Source organism: Streptomyces lichenis, from assembly GCF_023218175.1.
GTDB classification, from domain to species: domain Bacteria; phylum Actinomycetota; class Actinomycetes; order Streptomycetales; family Streptomycetaceae; genus Streptomyces; species Streptomyces lichenis.
In genome coordinates, this window is record NZ_JALPTH010000004.1 from 296,474 (window position 1) to 313,306 (window position 16,833).

The window sequence follows — 16,833 nt, forward strand, 5'->3', positions numbered from 1 at the left end:
GCCGATTGTCGGGGCGGTCATCCGAAGACGTACACCGCGAAGCCCGCCGCCAGCAGCGCCGCCGCCGTGCGGCGGGCCGGGCCGCTCCCGGTCCACGGGGCCTCCAGCCGCCGGGCGTACCGGCCGACCAGCACCAGCAGCCCGGCGAAGAGCGGCAGCCAGGCCAGCCGGGCCGCGATCCAGCCCAGGGTGTCGGGGGCGCCTGTCAGCCCGGGGACCGCGCCGAGCAGTCCGGCGGCCGGTACGGCGGCGGCCAGCATCGCCGTCTGGTGCCAGCACAGGATGGTCATCGCGCAGAGGTTGACCAGGACGACCGGCGCCCAGAGGGCGGGCCGCCGCAGCAGCCGGTTCAGCCGGCCGTGCAGCAGCACCGCCGCCCCGCTCTGCGCGGCCGCCAGGGCGAGCACCAGCAGCGAGGGCGGATGGCTGTTGGTGCGGGCCTCGCCCGGCACACCCACCATCGACGCCGGGTAGCCGCACACCAGCAGCAGGGCGGCGAACAGGGCCCCGCCCCCGGCCAGCAGCCACCAGGCCTCCCGCCGACCCAGCCGGCCCACCGCCCAGGCGGCACCGAGCTGGTAGGCGAAGAGCCAGCCGGGCAGGATGTTCAGCAGGCTCAGCCAGGACGGCACCGCCTCCGCGTACGGGCCGTAGCGCAGCGCGTCCACCACCGCGACCGTGCCGAGCAGCGGCACCGCCGCCCACACCCCCAGCCGCCGGGCCGCCCGCTCGCAGTACGGGGTGAGCGCCGTGACGACCGTGTAGACGCCGACGAACCACAGCGGCTGGACGACCAGCGTCGTCGCGGTGCGCAGAGTGTCCTGCGGCACCCCGAAGCCGTGGCCCAGTACGGGCAGCAGCACCGCCCAGACGGCGGTCACCCCCAGCACCGGCCGCCCCAGCCGGGCCACCCGGCCGCGCAGCCAGCCGGCGGTGGAGCCGGTGCGCCGCCGGTAGGAGAGGACCGAGGCGTAGCCGCCGACCAGGAAGAAGATCCCCAGCAGCTGGAGCACCCAGCTCACCGGGGCGAAGAACCCGAAGGCGGTCAGCGGGCTGGCGTTGTGCAGCCCGCCGTCGCCGGCGTCCAGGGTGAGGCCGCCGAGCATCCAGTGCCCCAGCGGCACCGCCAGCAGCGCCAGCGCCCGCAGCCCGTCGACCGCCCGGTCCCGGTGGGCGGGGGTACGGGCCTCGATGGAACCGGCGGCTCTGCGGAGGGCGTTCATCGCAGGCCCCCCTCGGTCCCGGCGGTCGCGGTCTCCTCCGTGGTCTCGTCCGCGGTGCCGTCCGCGGTGCCGTCGGCGATGGCCGCGAAGGCGCGCAGTGAGGCGGTGCCCGGGGCGAAGTAGCCGGTGTGGCCATGGGCCCCGGAGACCGGCACCGGGCGGGCGCCGAAGCCGGGGGAGGCCGGGTCGGCGCCATGGCCGAGCCCGAACAGCTCGACATGGGGTACGTCGCCGATCCAGTCGTCCGGATCCTTGGCCGCCCACACCCGGGCCCCGGTACGCAGCTCGGCCGCGCTGTCCGCGCGCATCCCGGGCGAGCCCAGCACCACCAGGTCCCGGGCGGCCAGCCGGGGCGCGGCCAGCCCGCACACCACGGAGCCGTAGCTGTGGCAGAACACCGCCGGCGCGGGCAGCCCCACCGCCGCCAGCCCCTCGGTGAACCGGACCAGCCGCTCGGCCCCGGCCTCCGCCAGCCGCCCGGTCGCCGCGTCCACGCCCACCCCGACCGGGGTGGTGTAACCGGCCCAGGCGATCACCGCGGTCCGCCCGCCGGTGGCCGCCCACAGCTCGCGCGCCATCCCGGCCGGGGTGCCGTACGGGTCGGAGCGCCGGTCGTAGGTGGCGGCGTCGATGTCCGAACCGGGCGTGATCACCGCGACGCTGTCGCTCGCCGCCAGGTCCCCGAAGACCTCGGCGACCTGGCCCCGGCCGCGCGGGTCGAAGGCGAGGACGCGCCGCCCGGTGAGCTGCCCGAACCGCCCGTCGCGCCGCACCGCCAGGGCGTTGGCCTGGTAGCGCAGGGCCAGGGGCGCGCCGTCCAGGTTGCCGACCACGGACGGGTGGCGGCGGGCCAGCGCGGTCCGCTCGGGGGCGTCCAGCCGGGCGAAGAAGGCGGCGACCTCGCGCGGGGAGGCGGTGGCCGGGTCGGGCAGCGGCCGGCCGAGCGAGGCGTCCGCCCGCCAGGCCGCGGTGCCCGGAGGCGGACCGGTGACGGCGACCTGCGCGTCCCCGGCCGCCCAGCCGGCGGTGCCCGCGACCACGCCCGCCATCACGGCGGCGCTGACCACCGCCCGGCGCAGCCCCCGGAACCTCGTTGACCGTGTGTGCGCGGATCGGCGCATGACGGCAGCCCCCCACTTCCTCGTCCGGCTCATCCGACTCGTCGGAGTCGGCCGCCCCGTGCGGTGCGGCGGGAGGAAGGTAGGAAGACGGCCGCTGACGGCACGTCACCCCGGGGAGCCAACCGGGGGGTGCTACCGGGGTAGGGGGTGGGGGAGCGGGCGGCGGCCAGGGCCGTGCGGATCACGGTCCTGACCGCCGTGCCGTCAGCAGTCGGGGACGTCAGGCAGTCGGTTGGCGGGGTAGTCGATGTAGTAGCTCGCGATCCAGCCGGTGTTGGGTGCGGTGTAGTCGTTCACCAGCACCCAGTAGGGGTTGCCCCCGACGGTCTGCCCCTGCTTCTGGCAGTAGACGTAGAGCTGATGGCTCGGTTGTACCTGCTGCCGGACGTTGGGGCAGTTCGTCGTCGAGGGGTGGCTGCTGCAGGCGGTTGGATTGCCCTCGTTGCTCCGCAGGTTCACATTGGTGGCCCAGGTGCGGTACATGCGGTCGGCCGCGGGGGCCGCGGAGGCGGTCGTGGCCGCGAGCGGTGAGGCCAGGAGCGCCGCGGCCGTCGAGGCCGTCACTGCCACGGTGCGTGCGGTGGACCAGTGGTGCCGAAGGTGCATGGTGTCTCCTCGTGTCGGGTCGATCCGACCGGTTCGGCCGTCCCGGCAGCCGGTATAGCCCACAGCCGCTGTACGGGCTCGGGAGCGGGGCGCCGAACAATCAATCGCCGTACGGAGGACTCACCGTACGGCTCCACCGTCCCGGCACCTGAGAGCCGTCGACATCGTCAACCGGCCAGAGCGGCTTGTTCCGCGGCGAGAGCACGGCAGGCGACCTTCGACTGCGAAAAGATGAAGGCGGACCGCAGCGGATGCACGGGGAAGGGGTGGCGGTGGCGCGACACGAACGCCCGCTGGACGAGGGCGACGGCCCTGAGTTGCGATTCGCGGCGTCCCTGCGAGAGCTGCGACGCGAGGCCGGTAGCCCTACCTACCGGGTACTGGCCCAGCGCGCCCACTACTCCATCGCCACCCTGTCCAGCGCGGCCGCGGGCCGTGCCCTGCCCTCGCTCTCCGTCACCCTCGCCTATGTCCGCGCCTGCGGAGGCGACGTGAGTCAGTGGGAGCGGTGGTGGCACGAGGCCGCCGCTCAGATCGCCGCGGACACTGCCCACGTGGGCACGGGGACGGCCGGCGGTGATCACGACGCAACCGCGCCGTACCCGGGACTGTCCGCGTTCCAGCCGGATGACGCCAAGCGGTTCTTCGGGCGGGAGGAGCTGACGGGTGACTTGGCCGACCGCCTGTCGCGGCGGCGGTTGGTGGCGGTCTTCGGCGCCTCCGGGTCGGGCAAGTCCTCCCTGCTGCGGGCCGGACTGCTGCCCCGGCTGCGCGCCGATGCCCACCGGGGGCTCGTGGTGCTCCTCACGCCGGGTCCGCATCCGCTGGAGGAGTGCGCGGTCAGGCTGGCCACACCGGCCGGGACCACCGTCGGGGCGTTGCAGGCGGACATCGCGGCCGATCCGGCCAACCTGCACCGGCTGGTGCGGCAGATCCTGGCCGAGCGGCCGTCCGGCGCCGAGATGTTCCTCGTCGTGGACCAGTTCGAGGAGGTCTTCACCCTGTGTCGCAGCGAGGAGGAGCGGGCCTCCTTCGTCGCGGCCCTCGTCACCGCGGCACAGGCGCCGGGCAGCCGGTGCCGCGTGGTGCTCGGCGTACGCGCGGACTTCTACGCCCACTGCACTCACTACGCGGACCTGGTCGGCGTCCTGGCCGACGCCCAGGTCGCTCTCGGCCCGATGTCGGCGGAGCAGTTGCGCCGGGCCATCGTCCAGCCGGCCGTGCGGGCGGGGCTGAGTGTCGAGGGCTCGCTGGTGGCGGCGCTGGTCGCCGAGTGCCACGGCCGGCCCGGTGTGCTGCCGCTGCTCTCGCACGCCCTGCTGGAGACCTGGCGCCGGCGCCGGGGCAACGCGCTCACGCTGGCCGGGTACCAGGCCGCCGGCGGCCTGGAGGGCGCCCTCACCCGTACCGCGGAGACCTTCTACGCCTCGCTCACCCCCTGCCGGCAGCGGCTCGCCCGCCGGCTCTTCCTGCGCCTGACCGCACTGGGCGAGGGCACCGAGGACACCAAACAACCGCTACCACGCACCGAACTGGACGACAGCGAGGATGCCGCCGCCGTCCTGGAACAGGCGGCACGCGCCCGGCTGCTCACCCTTGACGACCACCATGCCGAGATCACACACGAGGCCCTCATCCGCTGCTGGCCACGCCTGCACCAGTGGCTCACCGAGGACCGCGAGAGCCTGCGCCGCCACCGCCGGCTCAGCCACGCGGCAGCGCTCTGGGAGTCCCTGGACCACGACCCCGACGCCCTGTACCGCGGCACCCGCCTGACCCTGGCCCGGGAGTTCGCCGAGGAACCGGCCCACCGCGACGCCCTGACCGCGCGCGAGCGGGCCTTCCTCGACGCCTCCCGGCTCGCCGAAGAAGCCCGTGGGCACCGGGCCCTGCTGAGTGCCAGGCGCCTGCGGCTGCTGGTCGCCTGCCTGGCCGCCGTGACACTCGTCGCCACCTGCGCCGCCGGCTATGCCCTGCACGCCCAGCGGCGGATCACCCAGCAGCGCAACGAGATCCTCTCCCGCACCGCTGTCACCGAGGCGCGCACCCTGCGGAACACCCAGCCGGGGCTGTACGCCCAGCTGATGATGGCCGCCTACCAGCTCTCGCCCACCACCGAGGCCCGCGACGGCCTGCTCAGTGCCGCCGGCACCTCGCTGCCCGGTCGCGGCCGTCTCGTCTCGGCCGTCGCGTTCGACCCGGCGGGCCGCGCACTGGCGGCGGGTGGCGAGGACTCCGTGCAGCTGTGGGACCTGCCCGCGGCGGGCCCACCGGTCAAGGCGGGGGCGACACCGCGTACCGGTCCGGTGGCGTCCGTGGCGTTCGCGCCGGACGGCCGGACCCTGGCGGTGGGCGGCATGGACCACCGGACCCGGCTGTGGGACATCTCCGACCGGCGCCACCCGGTGCTGACCGCCACCCTCACCGCCCACACCGACGTGGTCTTCGACGTCGCCTTCAGCCCCGACGGACGCACCCTGGCCACCGGAAGCTACGACCACACCGTACGGCTCTGGGACCTCACCGCGTCCACGAGCCCCACGGCCCTGGCCGTACTGAGGGGCCACAGGCTGAACGTCAAGGCCGTGGCGTTCACCCGCGACGGCCGCACCCTGGCGACGGCGGGCGACGACCGCACCGTGCAACTGTGGGACGTCGAACGCCCTCGCCGACCCGTCCGGCTGTCCGTCCTCACCGGCCACCATGACTTCGTCACGTCCCTGGCCTTCTCCGCCGACGGCCGCACCCTGGTGTCCGGCAGCGACGACCGCACCATACGCATCTGGGACACCCACCGGCCGGACCACCCCACCGCCCGGTCCACCCTCGCCGACCACGCCGCCGTGGTGATCTCCGTGGCGCTCAGCCGGGACGGCCGACGGCTCGCCTCAGGAGGCTACGACGGCACCAGCCGCCTGTGGGACCTCACCGACCCCGGCCATCCCCAGCCGATCGGGGTCATCACCGACGCCGGCGGCGCCCTCAACGCCGTGGCGCTCTCCCCCGACGGCCAGACCCTGCTCACCGGCAGCAGCGACCCCTTCGCCCGCCTCTGGCCGACCGACCCACACCGCGCCATCGCCCAGGCCTGCACCCGAAACCCGGCCACGATCACCCGCGCCCAGTGGGACCGCTACTTCCCCGACGTGCGCTACAACCCGCCGTGCGGGGCCCGGGGCTGAGGACTCCAGGGCGCCCCGGCCCGGAGGCTCTCCGGGCCGGCCACGGTGGGTGCGGCCGCGCGGTGCCATCCCCTCCCGGGTGGCGTTTCCGCGCCGCCTCCCTCATCCGGCGGCCGTTCGCCTGGTGCCACCGCCGTCCCTCCCCGCGCGGCTCCCCGCACCGCGATTGTTCACCGTCTGTCTGTTCGGTGCCTTGCCTCCGATGCCGAACGACGCGGCCTGGTTGAGTCGCCGAGGGACGGCTCAGGCCGCCGCCACGACGTGTGTCACGACCAGGCACACCAGACACGGAGGAAACCGCATGCTGAAGAAGACCGCAGTGGTCGCAACCGCCGCCGCGATGTTCGGTGTCATCGCCTCGGCCCCCACCGCCTCCGCCGAACCCAATCCGCCCAACTGCCCCAGGGGGAACTTCTGCGCCTACAGCGGACCCAACCAAACCGGATCGCTGGTGCTGAAGACGGCGGGCAACTGGAGCGGGCGGGTGAGCTTCCAGTCCGTCTTCAACAACGGATACCGGTCACCCGGAGCCGACCACGTCGACATGACGTACTGGTACGAGGGGGACGGCACCGTCACCAGCTGCTTCCACTACAACCCCGGGCCCGGCGACTACAAATGGACCGCTCCCTACACGGAGGTGCTGTACAGCGTCCGCTGGCGAGGCGAGTGCTAGAGGCGAACGTCAGGCGCTGACGCTCGCGGCCGCAGGGCCTGAACGCGACACCGCGTCCGTGTGCACCGTCAGGCCCTCCACGGGCAGCGCCCCGGCGGGTTCCCGGGCTCCATTCCACCCGGGAACCCGCCGGCCCGGTGTCACCGGGGCTTCGGCTACACCTCGCCCGGGGTGACCAACCCCGACTCGTAGGCGAAGACCACCGCCTGCGCCCGGTCGCGCAGGTCCAGCTTGGCCAGCACCCGGCCGATATGGGTCTTCACCGTCTGCTCGGCCAGCACCAGCCGGCCGGCGATCTCCTGGTTGGACAGGCCCCGGGCGATCAGCTCCAGGACCTCCGTCTCCCGGGGCGTCAGCCCGTTCAGCCGCAGTGAGCGGTCCCGGCGCGGGGCCGGGCGGGAGGCGGCGAAGTCGGCGATCAGCCGCCGCGTCACCGAGGGTGCGAGCAGCGCCTCACCGCCCGCGACGATCCGTACCGCCGCGATCAGGTCGGCGGGCGGGGCGTCCTTCAGCAGGAACCCGGACGCGCCCGCGCGCAGCGCCTCGTAGACGTAGTCGTCCACGTCGAAGGTGGTCAGCATCAGCACCTTGGGCCGATGGACGACCCCGGGCGGCGGCGACAGGATCCCGCGGGCCGCCGCGAGCCCGTCCATCTCCGGCATGCGTACGTCCATCAGCACCACGTCCGGGTGGGTGGAGCGGGCCACCGCCACGCCCGCCCGGCCGTCCGGGGCCTCGCCGACCACGTCGATGTCCGGCTGCGCCGACAGCAGCGCGGCGAACCCCGCCCGCACCATGGCCTGGTCGTCGACGATGATCACACGGATGGTCACTCGGGATCCTCGGGTGTCTCTGGTGCTTCCGGTGTCTCGGCGTCCCGCAGTGGCATCCGGGCCGCGACCCGGAAGCCGCCGTCCGGCAGCGGGCCGGCGTCCAGGGTGCCGCCGGTCAACCGTACGCGCTCCCGCATCCCGACCAGCCCGTGCCCGGTACCCGTGCTCTCCAGCGGCGAAGTGGCCCCGTCCGCCGACCCGTTGACGACCAGCACGGTCAGCCAGCGGCCGCTGGCGGACGCCGTCACCGACACCCGGGTCGGCGCGCCGGGCGCGTGCCGCACCACATTGGCCAGGGCCTCCTGCACGATCCGGTACGCGGACACGTCCACCGCCTGAGGGACGGCGCCCAGGTCCGCGGACAGCGACGACTCGGCCGGCACCCCCGCCCGTACCGCCGCCTCCACCAGCTGCTGCACCCGGTCCAGGCCCGGCTGCGGGGCCCGTTCGCCCTCGGCGCCCTCGCTGCGGAGCACCGACAGCAGCCGCCGCATCTCGGTCAGCGACTCCCGCGCCGAGCCGGCGATGGCGGTGAACTCCTTGCGGGCCGCCTCCGGCAGGCCGGTGATCCGGTAGGGCGCGGACTCCGCCTGCACGGTGATCACCGACATGTGGTGCGCCACCACATCGTGCAACTCCCGGGCGATCCGGGCCCGTTCCTCCAGCAGGGTGCGCCGGGCGCGCTCGGCCTCGCTGACGTTCTCCTGCTCGGTCAGCCGCCGCCGGGCCTCGCCCCGCTCCCGTAGCGACCCGACGACCAGCAGCACCACACCGGTCAGCACGAAGAGCGACACCGCCACCCCGCGGTCGGCGTCCACCGGCGCCAGGACGAAGGCGAGCCCCGCGGCACCGGTGGCCAGCCAGACGGCGACCAGCGTCCGGGGCGGTTCGCGCAGGCCCACGGCGGCCATCAGCACCAGATAGCCGACCACGACCGGCGGGGTCCACGGCCAGACCGGCCCGCCGGGCGCGGCCGCCCCCAGCGAGGCCACCGCGCCCAGCACATCCGCCACCGCGACGATCCACCACGCCTGGAGCGGCCGGGTGACCGCCAGTACCAGTGGGGCGGCCTGGGCGGTGGCCAGTGCCGCGGCCATCTGGCCGCCCACCCCGTAGTCCTCCATGAGCATCACGATCGTGACGGGCAGCAGCGAGGAGACGGCCGCCAGGGCCACGGCATACGGGACCCAGCGGCGCCATGGGCCGGGAGCGTCCCCGAAGAGGGGGCGGCCGGGGTCGGTGGGGGTCGCCAGCGAGCGGCAGAGGGCCGCCACCTGGACGCCCAGCGCACGGTGCAGGGCGCGGGGAGGGGAGGAGCCGGGCGCGGGGGCGGGGCGCTGATGGCCGGTCCGCGGACCGGGGCCGCCGGTGGAAGTGGTCATGGTGCGGCCAGCGTAGGCAGTGGGCCGCCGCCCCCGCGTCGCCCCTCGGGCCCGGCCCGGCGGACCGGCTCATACCGGGGTCCCGGGCGCCATGTCGTACCGGGGTATGACCACCCCCTGGCCGCCCGCCCCTTTCAAGGCCGCCGGGACAGTCGATTCTCGGTCACCCGGCCTCCCGCACCCGGCTTCCCCGGCTGCCCGCACGGTCGGATTTCCGCCACCCGGCCACCCGGTCGTCCGGCTACAGCTCGTCCAGCAACTGGGCCTTCTTCGCGGTGAACTCCTCGTCGGTCACCAGGCCGGCCTGGTACAGCTCGCCCAGGTGGCGTATCCGCTCGGCCACCGCCGCCGGGTCGCGGCCCGCCGAGGCCGCCGCGGCGGCCACCGGGACCGGGGCGCCGCCTCCCTCCCGTACCGCCGCGAGCACCGCGGCCGCGAACGGGAGCGATTCGTGCACCGGGCCGTACCCCAGCCCGAACACCACGGCCCTCGGGTCCTGTTCCGCCGGTCCGCGCCCGCTCGGCTCCTCGCCGCGCCGCAGCAGCCGCAGATGGCCGTTGAACAGGTCGGGCGAGCTCCACTCCACCCCGGCCAGCTCGCTGACCGGAAAGAGCTGGTCGCCCGCCTTCCACTTCTCCGAGGAGGCACCGGTCCAGAACCAGCGGAACGCCACCTGGTCGCCGTCGAACACGGCCTTCCCGTCGTACGCCTTGAACTGCAACGGGGGCTTCGGGGCGGTGACCAGGAAGCGCTCCGGCCGCTCGCTGTCCCCGACCAGGCCGGGGCCGGCGGTCCGGGCCTTCTCCACCCGCCCGCGCAACTCGTCGGCGTAGAACTCGGCGAGGGTCTCCTGTTCCTGCGGCAGTACCAGCCGGTACGGGTCGGAGCTCTCCTTCAGCTGCCCCGCGGCCGCCTCCATCAGCGGGTCGGCACCCGGTCTCGGCACCGCGTGCAGCACCACCGTGCCGCGTTTGCCCGGGGAGAGGGTCACGGACGCCAACGCCTCGTAGGGGACGGTCCGTTCGCGCAGCGCCTGGTACAGCCTGGGCGCGCGGATCCCCCGTTCGAAGCGGATGAGCACGGCGTCGGTTTCGAACTCCCAGGTGGCATGAATTCCGGCCAGCACATCACCCATGCGCCCCATCGTATGCGGCGGGCGCCCGCGCGTCGCCATCGAAGTCCTGCGAGCTTCGGCACTTTCGCGACGATCTACGCGCGTCAGGTCTCGACTGTGCCGGAAGATCCCTCGTAGACGGGTTCGGAGAGCGGAAGATCGTCGCGGCAGGACCCCTCACCTGGGGCGCAGCGGACCTGTCCGTACGCTCCGACGCCTATCCCGGCGAAGTTGCGCAGACTGTCCGTTCCCGGGACGAAGTACCCGGCGTGTCCGGCCGCGTCGGCCGAGGAGACCAGCCGCGCCCCGAACTCCGGCTCCACCGGGTCCGCTCCGTGGCCGAGGCCGCCGACCTCCAGATACGGCACGTCCGCGATCCAGTCGTCGGCGTCCCGGGCGGCCCAGACCCGGGCCCGGGTGCCGAGTCCGGCGACGTCGTCCGCGCGCATCCCGGGGCTGCCCGCCACCGCGATGTCGGTGACCCGGTCGGGCAGCCGGCGCGCGGCGACCCCGCAGACCACGGAGCCGTAACTGTGGCAGAACAGGGCGACCTTGGACTTTCCGGGCAGGCCCCTCGTGAGGGTGGCGAGCCGGTCGGCCCCGGTCGCGGCGAGCCGCCCGGTGGCCGCGTCCATCCCGACGCCGGCCGGGGAGGCGTAGTCGGCCCAGGCGATGACGGCGGTACGGGTGGTGGGGGAGGTCTCGCGCTCCGCCCGGTACAGCGAACGGGCCATGCCGACCGGCGCCGTGTACGGCAGGCTCGTCTTCTGGAAGGTGAGCAGACTGGTGTCCACCCCGGGCACGACCACCGACACCCGCTCGGCCCGGCGCAGGTCGCCGAAGACCTCGGCGACCCGGCCCCGTCCGGTCGGGTCGAAGGCCAGGATCCGGCGGTCCCTGCCGAGCAGCGCCTCGAACCGGTGGGTGCGCCGTACTGCCTCCCGGTGCCCGTCCTCCGACAGCCGCCGGTCGGCGACCCGGTCCCGCTCGGCGTCCAACGCGCCGCGCAGGGCGATCCGGTTGGCCCGGTAGCGCAGGTCGATCGGGGCGCCGTCGAGGTTGCCGACGACGAACGGGTGCCTGAGGGCCAGCCTGCCCCGTTCCTTCCCGCTCAGGGAGCCGAAGAAGGCGGAGATGGCGGCCGGCCGCTCCGAGGGGTCCGGCAGCGGCCGCAGCCCGATCCGGTCGTGCCGCCAGGCGGCCAGCGCGGCCTCCCGGGGCTCCTGCGCCTCGCCGCCCAGGCGGACCGCCGTCCAGCCGGTGGTCATGAGGAGCACGAGGACCACGGCCAGCGCGAGCAGTACGCGCCACAGGGCGTGCGGGAACGGAGCGGTGTCGAAGGAAGTCACTGCGGGACACCCTAGGAGACCCGCCCCGCCCACCGCGAAGAGCGTGACCGACCTCACGCGTGAGCGGGGAAATGCGGGGAAGGGCGTGCCGATTCGTGCGCGGAGCGTGTGAGGGGGGAGTGTGTATATGGGGAGCGGGTCCGGCGTGTATCAGGGAGGGCGGACCTTGGGAGTGCGCCGCCGGATCGGGGCTCAGCCGCCGACCGCGCCGCCGGGTCGGCCGGTGGCGGAACTCCGCCAGTCCGTCGAGAGGGCCGGGCCGAGCCGGTCGAGGTAGGCCTCGGTGATGTTCCGCATCCCCGCCATGGACCGGTCCTCGCCGCGTACCCACAGCTGCCCGGTGATCCGCATGACGCCGCTGAAGGCGGCGACCGCCACCCGCGGGCGCGGGTCGGTGTCCACGTCGAGGCCCTCCCGGTCCGCGATCAGCCGGGCGATCTTCTCGTCCATCTCCATACAGCGGCGCAGATGCGCGGCGAGCAGGGTGGGCGTGGACTCGATCACCTGGAAGGTGCGCAGATAGAGCTCGACCGGCATCACCTCGCTGATCGCCTCGCTGAGGGTGTCCCAGGCGCGCAGTACGGCGTTCCGCAGGGCGTCCAGCGGCGGCTCGTGCGCCGGGCGGTCCCGCAGCGCCTCCTGGAAGTGGGCCTCCACCGTCCGCTGCACCTCGAAGACCACCTCCTCCTTGCTGGCGAAGTAGCGGAAGAAGGTGCGCTGGGAGACGTCGACCACCCGGGCGATGTCGTCGATGGTGGTCTCGTCGTAACCGCGGGTGGTGAACAGCTCGACCGCGGTGCGCAGGAGGGTTCCGCGGGTCCGCTGCTTCTTGCGTTCCCGCAGCCCCGCCGGGGCCGCCTCCGAGGGATCCGGGGCCATGTCCCGCCGGCCCGCCGAATCCCGCTCCGACTTCCCGGACCGCTCCGACGGCTCCGACTTCTCCGGCGGCTCCGGCTGCTCCGGCGGCTCCGACTTCTCCGACTTCTCCGGCGGAGTGCTCGCCGAAGGGGTCACCGGGGTGGTCACCGGAATGGTCGCCGGGGTGACCGGTGCCGCGGGGACCGGGCTCGGAGCCGACTGCCCAACCGTCACGAATACATCCTCTTCCATCCGTCCCGCGCATGCGCTCGGGATGGCGCACGGTCACGTGACAGTTACCGGCGACTCAAACACTTTGTCAATTGTCAGTGGCTGACATTAGTCTCTTCGGTATGACTAGTCAGACCACGATCGACAAGCGGCCGCACGGGCAGGAACCGCCGGTTCCCGCGGCCAAGGGACTGCGCGGACACCCCTGGCTGACGCTGTTCGCCGTGGCCGTCGGCGTGATGATGGTGGCGCTCGACGGCACGATCGTCGCCATAGCCAACCCCGCCATCCAGGCGGACCTGGGCGCCAGCCTCTCCGACGTCCAGTGGATCACCAACGGCTATCTGCTCGCCCTCGCCGTGGCGCTGATCACGGCCGGCAAGCTCGGTGACCGCTTCGGCCACCGGCAGACCTTCCTGATCGGCATCACCGGCTTCGCCGCCGCCTCCGCCGCCATCGGGTTCTCCAGCACCATCGGCCTGGTGGTGGCCTTCCGCGTGCTCCAGGGCCTCTTCGGCGCGCTGCTCATGCCGGCCGCCCTCGGACTGCTGCGCGCCACCTTCCCGGCCGAGAAGCTGAACATGGCGATCGGCATCTGGGGCATGGTCATCGGCGCCTCGACGGCCGGCGGCCCGATCCTCGGCGGTGTGCTGGTCGAGCGGGTCAGCTGGCAGTCGGTCTTCTTCATCAACGTCCCGGTCGGCGTCCTGGCGCTCGTCCTCGGCCTGGTGATCCTCAAGGACCACCGCGCGGCGAACGCCCCGCGCTCCTTCGACATCCCCGGCATCCTGCTGCTCTCCGCGGCGATGGCGGCGCTGGTGTGGGGCCTGATCAAGGCCGGCGAGAGCTGGGGCTGGGGCAGTGCCAGCACCTGGCTGTGCCTGCTCGGCTCCGTCGCCCTGTTCGTGCTGTTCGCCGTCTGGGAGACCAAGGTCAAGGAACCGCTCATCCCGCTGGCGATGTTCCGCTCCATCCCGCTGTCGGCGGGTGTGGTGCTGATGCTGCTGATGGCCTTCGCCTTTATGGGCGGGCTGTTCTTCGTGACGTTCTACCTCCAGGGTGTCAAGGGGCTGAGCCCGATCGACAGCGGTCTGCACCTGCTGCCGCTGACCGCCATGATGATCGTCTCCTCGCCGCTGGCGGGCGCGCTGATCACCAAGTTCGGGCCCAGGGTGCCGCTGGTGGGCGGCATGGTCTGCACCGCCACCGCGATGTTCGGCATGATCACCCTGTCCCCCGGCACCGGCACCTTCACCATGTCCCTCTGGTTCGCCCTGCTGGGCCTGGGTCTGGCGCCGGTGATGGTGGGCGCCACCGAGGTCATCGTCGGCAACGCCCCGCTGGAGCTGTCCGGTGTGGCCGGCGGCCTCCAGCAGGCCGCCATGCAGGTCGGCGGCGCGCTCGGCACGGCGGTGCTCGGCTCGGTCATGGCCTCCAAGGTCAGCGCCGACTTCGCCGGCAACTGGAAGGACGCGGGCATCCCGGTCCCGCCGGACCCGCGACTGGAGCAGGCGGCCGAGTTCGGCATGGTCCCGCAGGAGCTGGCCAAGACCCCGGGGATGACCCCCGAGCTCTCCGCCACAATCGGTGACGTCATCCACGACACCTTCATGTCGGGTATGGCCATGGCGTTCACGGTCGCCGGAGTGGTCGCCGTGGTCGCCGCCGCGGTCGCCATGCTCACCAAGCGCGGCGCCAACGCCGACGCCGCGGCCGGGGGTGCCCACATCTGACCCGCCTCTGATCTCCGCCCGCGGACACGGAGTGAGTGGCCCCGCGACTCCAGGGAATCCGTCGTGATTCCCGGCGAGCGCGGGGCCTTTCCGTCATCATGTGCCGGCCTTTCGCGTGCCGACCGTCAGGCCCCGTCAGGCTGATTACTCTCCGTCACTCTTATGGGTGGACTGGGCGGCCGGGGCTTCCACTCCTCCGTCACGGAGTGTCACCATTGCCGTACGTGACCGGCCTCGCCAAGCTTTCGCGAGGGCCCGCCCCCGCGGTCCCCGCCTCGCCCGTACGCCTCACAGCCTCCCGCTGTACGCGTACGACTCCCACCGCTCCTGCGCCCCTTCCCGCCGGCCCACGTGTCCTACGCACATCCGCGCCGCGGGCCCGACCCGGCCCGCGCACCGACACACGGGGGTCTCGCCATGCGTTCCACGACTCTGCTTCTCACCGCTGCGGCCGTCACCCTGACCGCGACCGCCGCCGTGGCGGCCGCCCCGGCCACCACCGCCCAGAGCCCGGCCGCGACCACCGGCGCGGCGACCACCTCCACCGTCCGGGCGGTGCCCCCGGAGAAGCCCGCCTCCCGCACCGCGGCGGCCGGCGGTCGGCTCCGCCTCGGAGCCTGTGCCCCGGGGCAGTTGTGCCTCTGGCCCAAGGAGGACTTCCGGGGCACCCGGCAAGCCCATGAACTGAGCACGGTCGACGTCGAAAGCTGCGTTCCGGTCCCGGCGGGCACCACCGCCGCGTCGCTCGCCAACCGCACCGGACGGCCCGTCACCACCTACCAGTCCGCCGAGTGCGCCGAGACCGGCGAGTTCGAGACCTATCCCGGGGGTGGCACATGGGTTCCCCAATCCCCGTATCAGGTGCGGGCCTTCAAGGTGTGGGAGAGCTGAGAGGCGGGCACCCGGGCGCCATGAACGGTTTCGGGCACGTCTCCCGTTCGCGCAGGAACCCCCGCTCGCGCGGCCGCACAAGGTCGCGGAGTGGGCCGGATCGCGCGACGCTCGGAATCGTCGGGCTGGTCTGCGCGATCGCCGGGTTCTTCGTGCTGGGGATCATCCTCGGCCCGGTGGCGGTCGTCTGCGGCTGGCTCGGCATGGGTCGGCGCTGGGCGAACGACAACCTCCCGGCGCTGGTCGCGTTCGTCCTCGGGGTGATCGTCACCGTCATGGCCCTGATATCCCTGACCGGTGGCGCCACCCTGGGCGGCGGACTGTAGCGGACAGCCGCCTACGCCTGGGCAGTCCGCGCCAGACGGCCGGTGCCGACGTCCGCGTCAGGCAGCCGCCCACGCCCCGACCGGGTGCGGCCCAGGCCCGCACGCACCACACCATCCCATGAGTGCACCCGGCACCCAGGAGGTGAGCCACCCCGAAGCCGAGCCCGCTCAGGAGGCCGGTGCGGACGGAGCCTCAGCCGCAGGGCCCCGGGCGCCCTCGGAGCCCGCCGCCCGCGCGGCAGGCTGCGGCGGTACGCCCATGGTGCTCTCCGCCAGCCGGCCCACCTCGGCCCGCAACTCCCGCACCTCCACGGTCAGTGCTTCCAGCAACTCCCGCTGCCGGCGCTCCTCCTCGTCGTCCCGCTCGAAGCGGGAGATGAACCAGGCCGCGATATTGGCGGTCACCACACCGAGCAGGGCGATGCCCGACAGCATCAACCCGACCGCGAGCAGCCGTCCGAGCCCGGTGGTCGGCGCGTGGTCCCCGTAGCCGACGGTCGTCATGGTGGTGAAGGACCACCACACCGCGTCGCCGAGCGTCTTGATGTTCCCTCCGGGTGCGTCCCGCTCCACCTGGAGCACGGCGAGCGAGCCGAACATCAGCAGCCCCACCACGGAACCGGCGACATAGGTGGTGAGGGTGACCTGCGGGGCCCTTCTGGCCCGCCGCCCGATCAGCAGCATGGTCGCCACCAGCCGCAGCAGGCGGAGCGGCTGGACCAGCGGGAGCGCCACCGCCAGCAGGTCCAGCGGGTGTTCCCGCACGAATCGCAGCCGGGTCGGCGAGAGTGCCAGCCGCATCAGGTAGTCGACGGCGAAGGCCGCCCACACGGTCCACTCGACGAGCCCGCACACCGTGTGGACCCAGGGGTCCGCGTCAGGGGCGACCACGGGGGTCGCATAGGCGAGCCCGAAGCCCACGGACAGCACCAGCAACGGCACCTGCGTGCCGGCCTCCCAGCGCGACAGGCGCGACTCGTCTTTCATGGCCGCCATGCTAGGAGGCGGCCCGACCTCGGCCGGTGGGGGCAGTGCCCGCGGCAGCAGTGCCCGCAGCGGTGGCGGGCGCTCCGTGGGGCCTGCGCTCGGCGGCCGTGGGTGCTCCGTGGGGCCTGCGCTCGGCGGCCGTGGGTGCTCTGTGGGGCCCGCGCTTGGCGGCCGTGGTGGGGGTCGTGGCGGGGCGGGGGGCGGGGGGGGGGGGGGCGGGGGGGGGGCCCGGGGCCCCGGGCGGGGGGGGGAGGGGGGGGGGTTCCCCCGCCAGACGGGAAGCGAACCCCGCAACGCCCCGCATTGCCCACCGACAGGGAA

At 73.8% G+C, this 16,833-nt stretch carries 14 protein-coding genes; 5 read left to right on the forward strand and 9 right to left on the reverse strand.

Annotated elements, in window-relative coordinates; genetic code table 11:
- Nucleotides 1–17: 17 nt before the first annotated feature.
- The 3 genes from M1O15_RS06355 to M1O15_RS06365 all read right to left on the reverse strand — a co-directional run bounded on the left by M1O15_RS06355 (nucleotide 18) and on the right by M1O15_RS06365 (nucleotide 2,950).
- Nucleotides 18–1,223 (reverse strand): acyltransferase family protein, encoded by a 1,206-nt coding sequence (locus M1O15_RS06355; protein WP_248632237.1) that lies wholly within the window; start codon nucleotides 1,221–1,223, stop codon nucleotides 18–20.
- Nucleotides 1,220–2,344: an alpha/beta hydrolase gene (locus M1O15_RS06360; RefSeq protein WP_248632238.1), complete on the reverse strand. Its 1,125-nt coding sequence runs from the start codon at nucleotides 2,342–2,344 to the stop codon at nucleotides 1,220–1,222. Before M1O15_RS06360 ends, M1O15_RS06355 begins: the two co-directional genes overlap by 4 nt.
- Nucleotides 2,345–2,548: 204 nt before the next feature.
- Nucleotides 2,549–2,950: a hypothetical protein gene (locus M1O15_RS06365; RefSeq protein WP_248632239.1), complete on the reverse strand. Its 402-nt coding sequence runs from the start codon at nucleotides 2,948–2,950 to the stop codon at nucleotides 2,549–2,551.
- A 272-nt stretch (nucleotides 2,951–3,222) separates the two neighbouring features.
- On the opposite strand from M1O15_RS06365, the gene M1O15_RS06370 reads away from it, so the two are divergent.
- Nucleotides 3,223–6,132 carry an nSTAND1 domain-containing NTPase gene (locus M1O15_RS06370; protein ID WP_248632240.1) on the forward strand — a complete coding sequence of 970 codons (2,910 nt, stop codon included), beginning with the start codon at nucleotides 3,223–3,225 and terminating at the stop codon, nucleotides 6,130–6,132.
- Between the two features lie 301 nt (nucleotides 6,133–6,433).
- Complete coding sequence (locus M1O15_RS06375) at nucleotides 6,434–6,808, forward strand: peptidase inhibitor family I36 protein (protein ID WP_248632241.1); 375 nt, start codon at nucleotides 6,434–6,436, stop codon at nucleotides 6,806–6,808.
- Nucleotides 6,809–6,963: 155 nt separating this feature from the next.
- Here the strand turns inward: M1O15_RS06375 and M1O15_RS06380 are convergent, their stop codons facing one another.
- The 5 genes from M1O15_RS06380 to M1O15_RS06400 all read right to left on the reverse strand — a co-directional run bounded on the left by M1O15_RS06380 (nucleotide 6,964) and on the right by M1O15_RS06400 (nucleotide 12,578).
- Nucleotides 6,964–7,641 (reverse strand): response regulator, encoded by a 678-nt coding sequence (locus M1O15_RS06380; RefSeq protein ID WP_248632242.1) that lies wholly within the window; start codon nucleotides 7,639–7,641, stop codon nucleotides 6,964–6,966.
- On the reverse strand, nucleotides 7,638–9,023 hold the full coding sequence (locus tag M1O15_RS06385) for a sensor histidine kinase (protein WP_248632243.1): 1,386 nt from the start codon (nucleotides 9,021–9,023) through the stop codon (nucleotides 7,638–7,640). The genes M1O15_RS06380 and M1O15_RS06385 overlap by 4 nt, the downstream gene beginning before the upstream one ends.
- Before the next feature lie 241 nt (nucleotides 9,024–9,264).
- A complete protein-coding gene (locus tag M1O15_RS06390; protein ID WP_248632244.1) occupies nucleotides 9,265–10,158 on the reverse strand; it encodes a DUF4429 domain-containing protein in 894 nt (297 codons plus the stop codon).
- Nucleotides 10,159–10,241: 83 nt separating this feature from the next.
- On the reverse strand, nucleotides 10,242–11,486 hold the full coding sequence (locus tag M1O15_RS06395; protein ID WP_248632245.1) for an alpha/beta hydrolase: 1,245 nt from the start codon (nucleotides 11,484–11,486) through the stop codon (nucleotides 10,242–10,244).
- A gap of 192 nt (nucleotides 11,487–11,678) precedes the next feature.
- Nucleotides 11,679–12,578: a TetR/AcrR family transcriptional regulator gene (locus tag M1O15_RS06400; protein ID WP_308282235.1), complete on the reverse strand. Its 900-nt coding sequence runs from the start codon at nucleotides 12,576–12,578 to the stop codon at nucleotides 11,679–11,681.
- 119 nt (nucleotides 12,579–12,697) lie between these two features.
- Between M1O15_RS06400 and M1O15_RS06405 the strand changes: the two genes are divergently transcribed.
- The 3 genes from M1O15_RS06405 to M1O15_RS06415 all read left to right on the forward strand — a co-directional run bounded on the left by M1O15_RS06405 (nucleotide 12,698) and on the right by M1O15_RS06415 (nucleotide 15,525).
- Nucleotides 12,698–14,308 (forward strand): MFS transporter, encoded by a 1,611-nt coding sequence (locus M1O15_RS06405; RefSeq protein WP_248632246.1) that lies wholly within the window; start codon nucleotides 12,698–12,700, stop codon nucleotides 14,306–14,308.
- 417 nt (nucleotides 14,309–14,725) lie between these two features.
- Nucleotides 14,726–15,199, forward strand: coding sequence for a peptidase inhibitor family I36 protein (locus M1O15_RS06410; protein WP_248632247.1), 474 nt, complete (start codon nucleotides 14,726–14,728; stop codon nucleotides 15,197–15,199).
- 20 nt (nucleotides 15,200–15,219) lie between these two features.
- Entirely contained in the window at nucleotides 15,220–15,525 is a 306-nt protein-coding gene (locus M1O15_RS06415) for a small hydrophobic protein (RefSeq protein ID WP_248632248.1), read from the forward strand.
- Between the two features lie 168 nt (nucleotides 15,526–15,693).
- Here the strand turns inward: M1O15_RS06415 and M1O15_RS06420 are convergent, their stop codons facing one another.
- Nucleotides 15,694–16,512, reverse strand: coding sequence for a potassium channel family protein (locus tag M1O15_RS06420; RefSeq protein ID WP_248632273.1), 819 nt, complete (start codon nucleotides 16,510–16,512; stop codon nucleotides 15,694–15,696).
- Nucleotides 16,513–16,833: the final 321 nt, after the last annotated feature.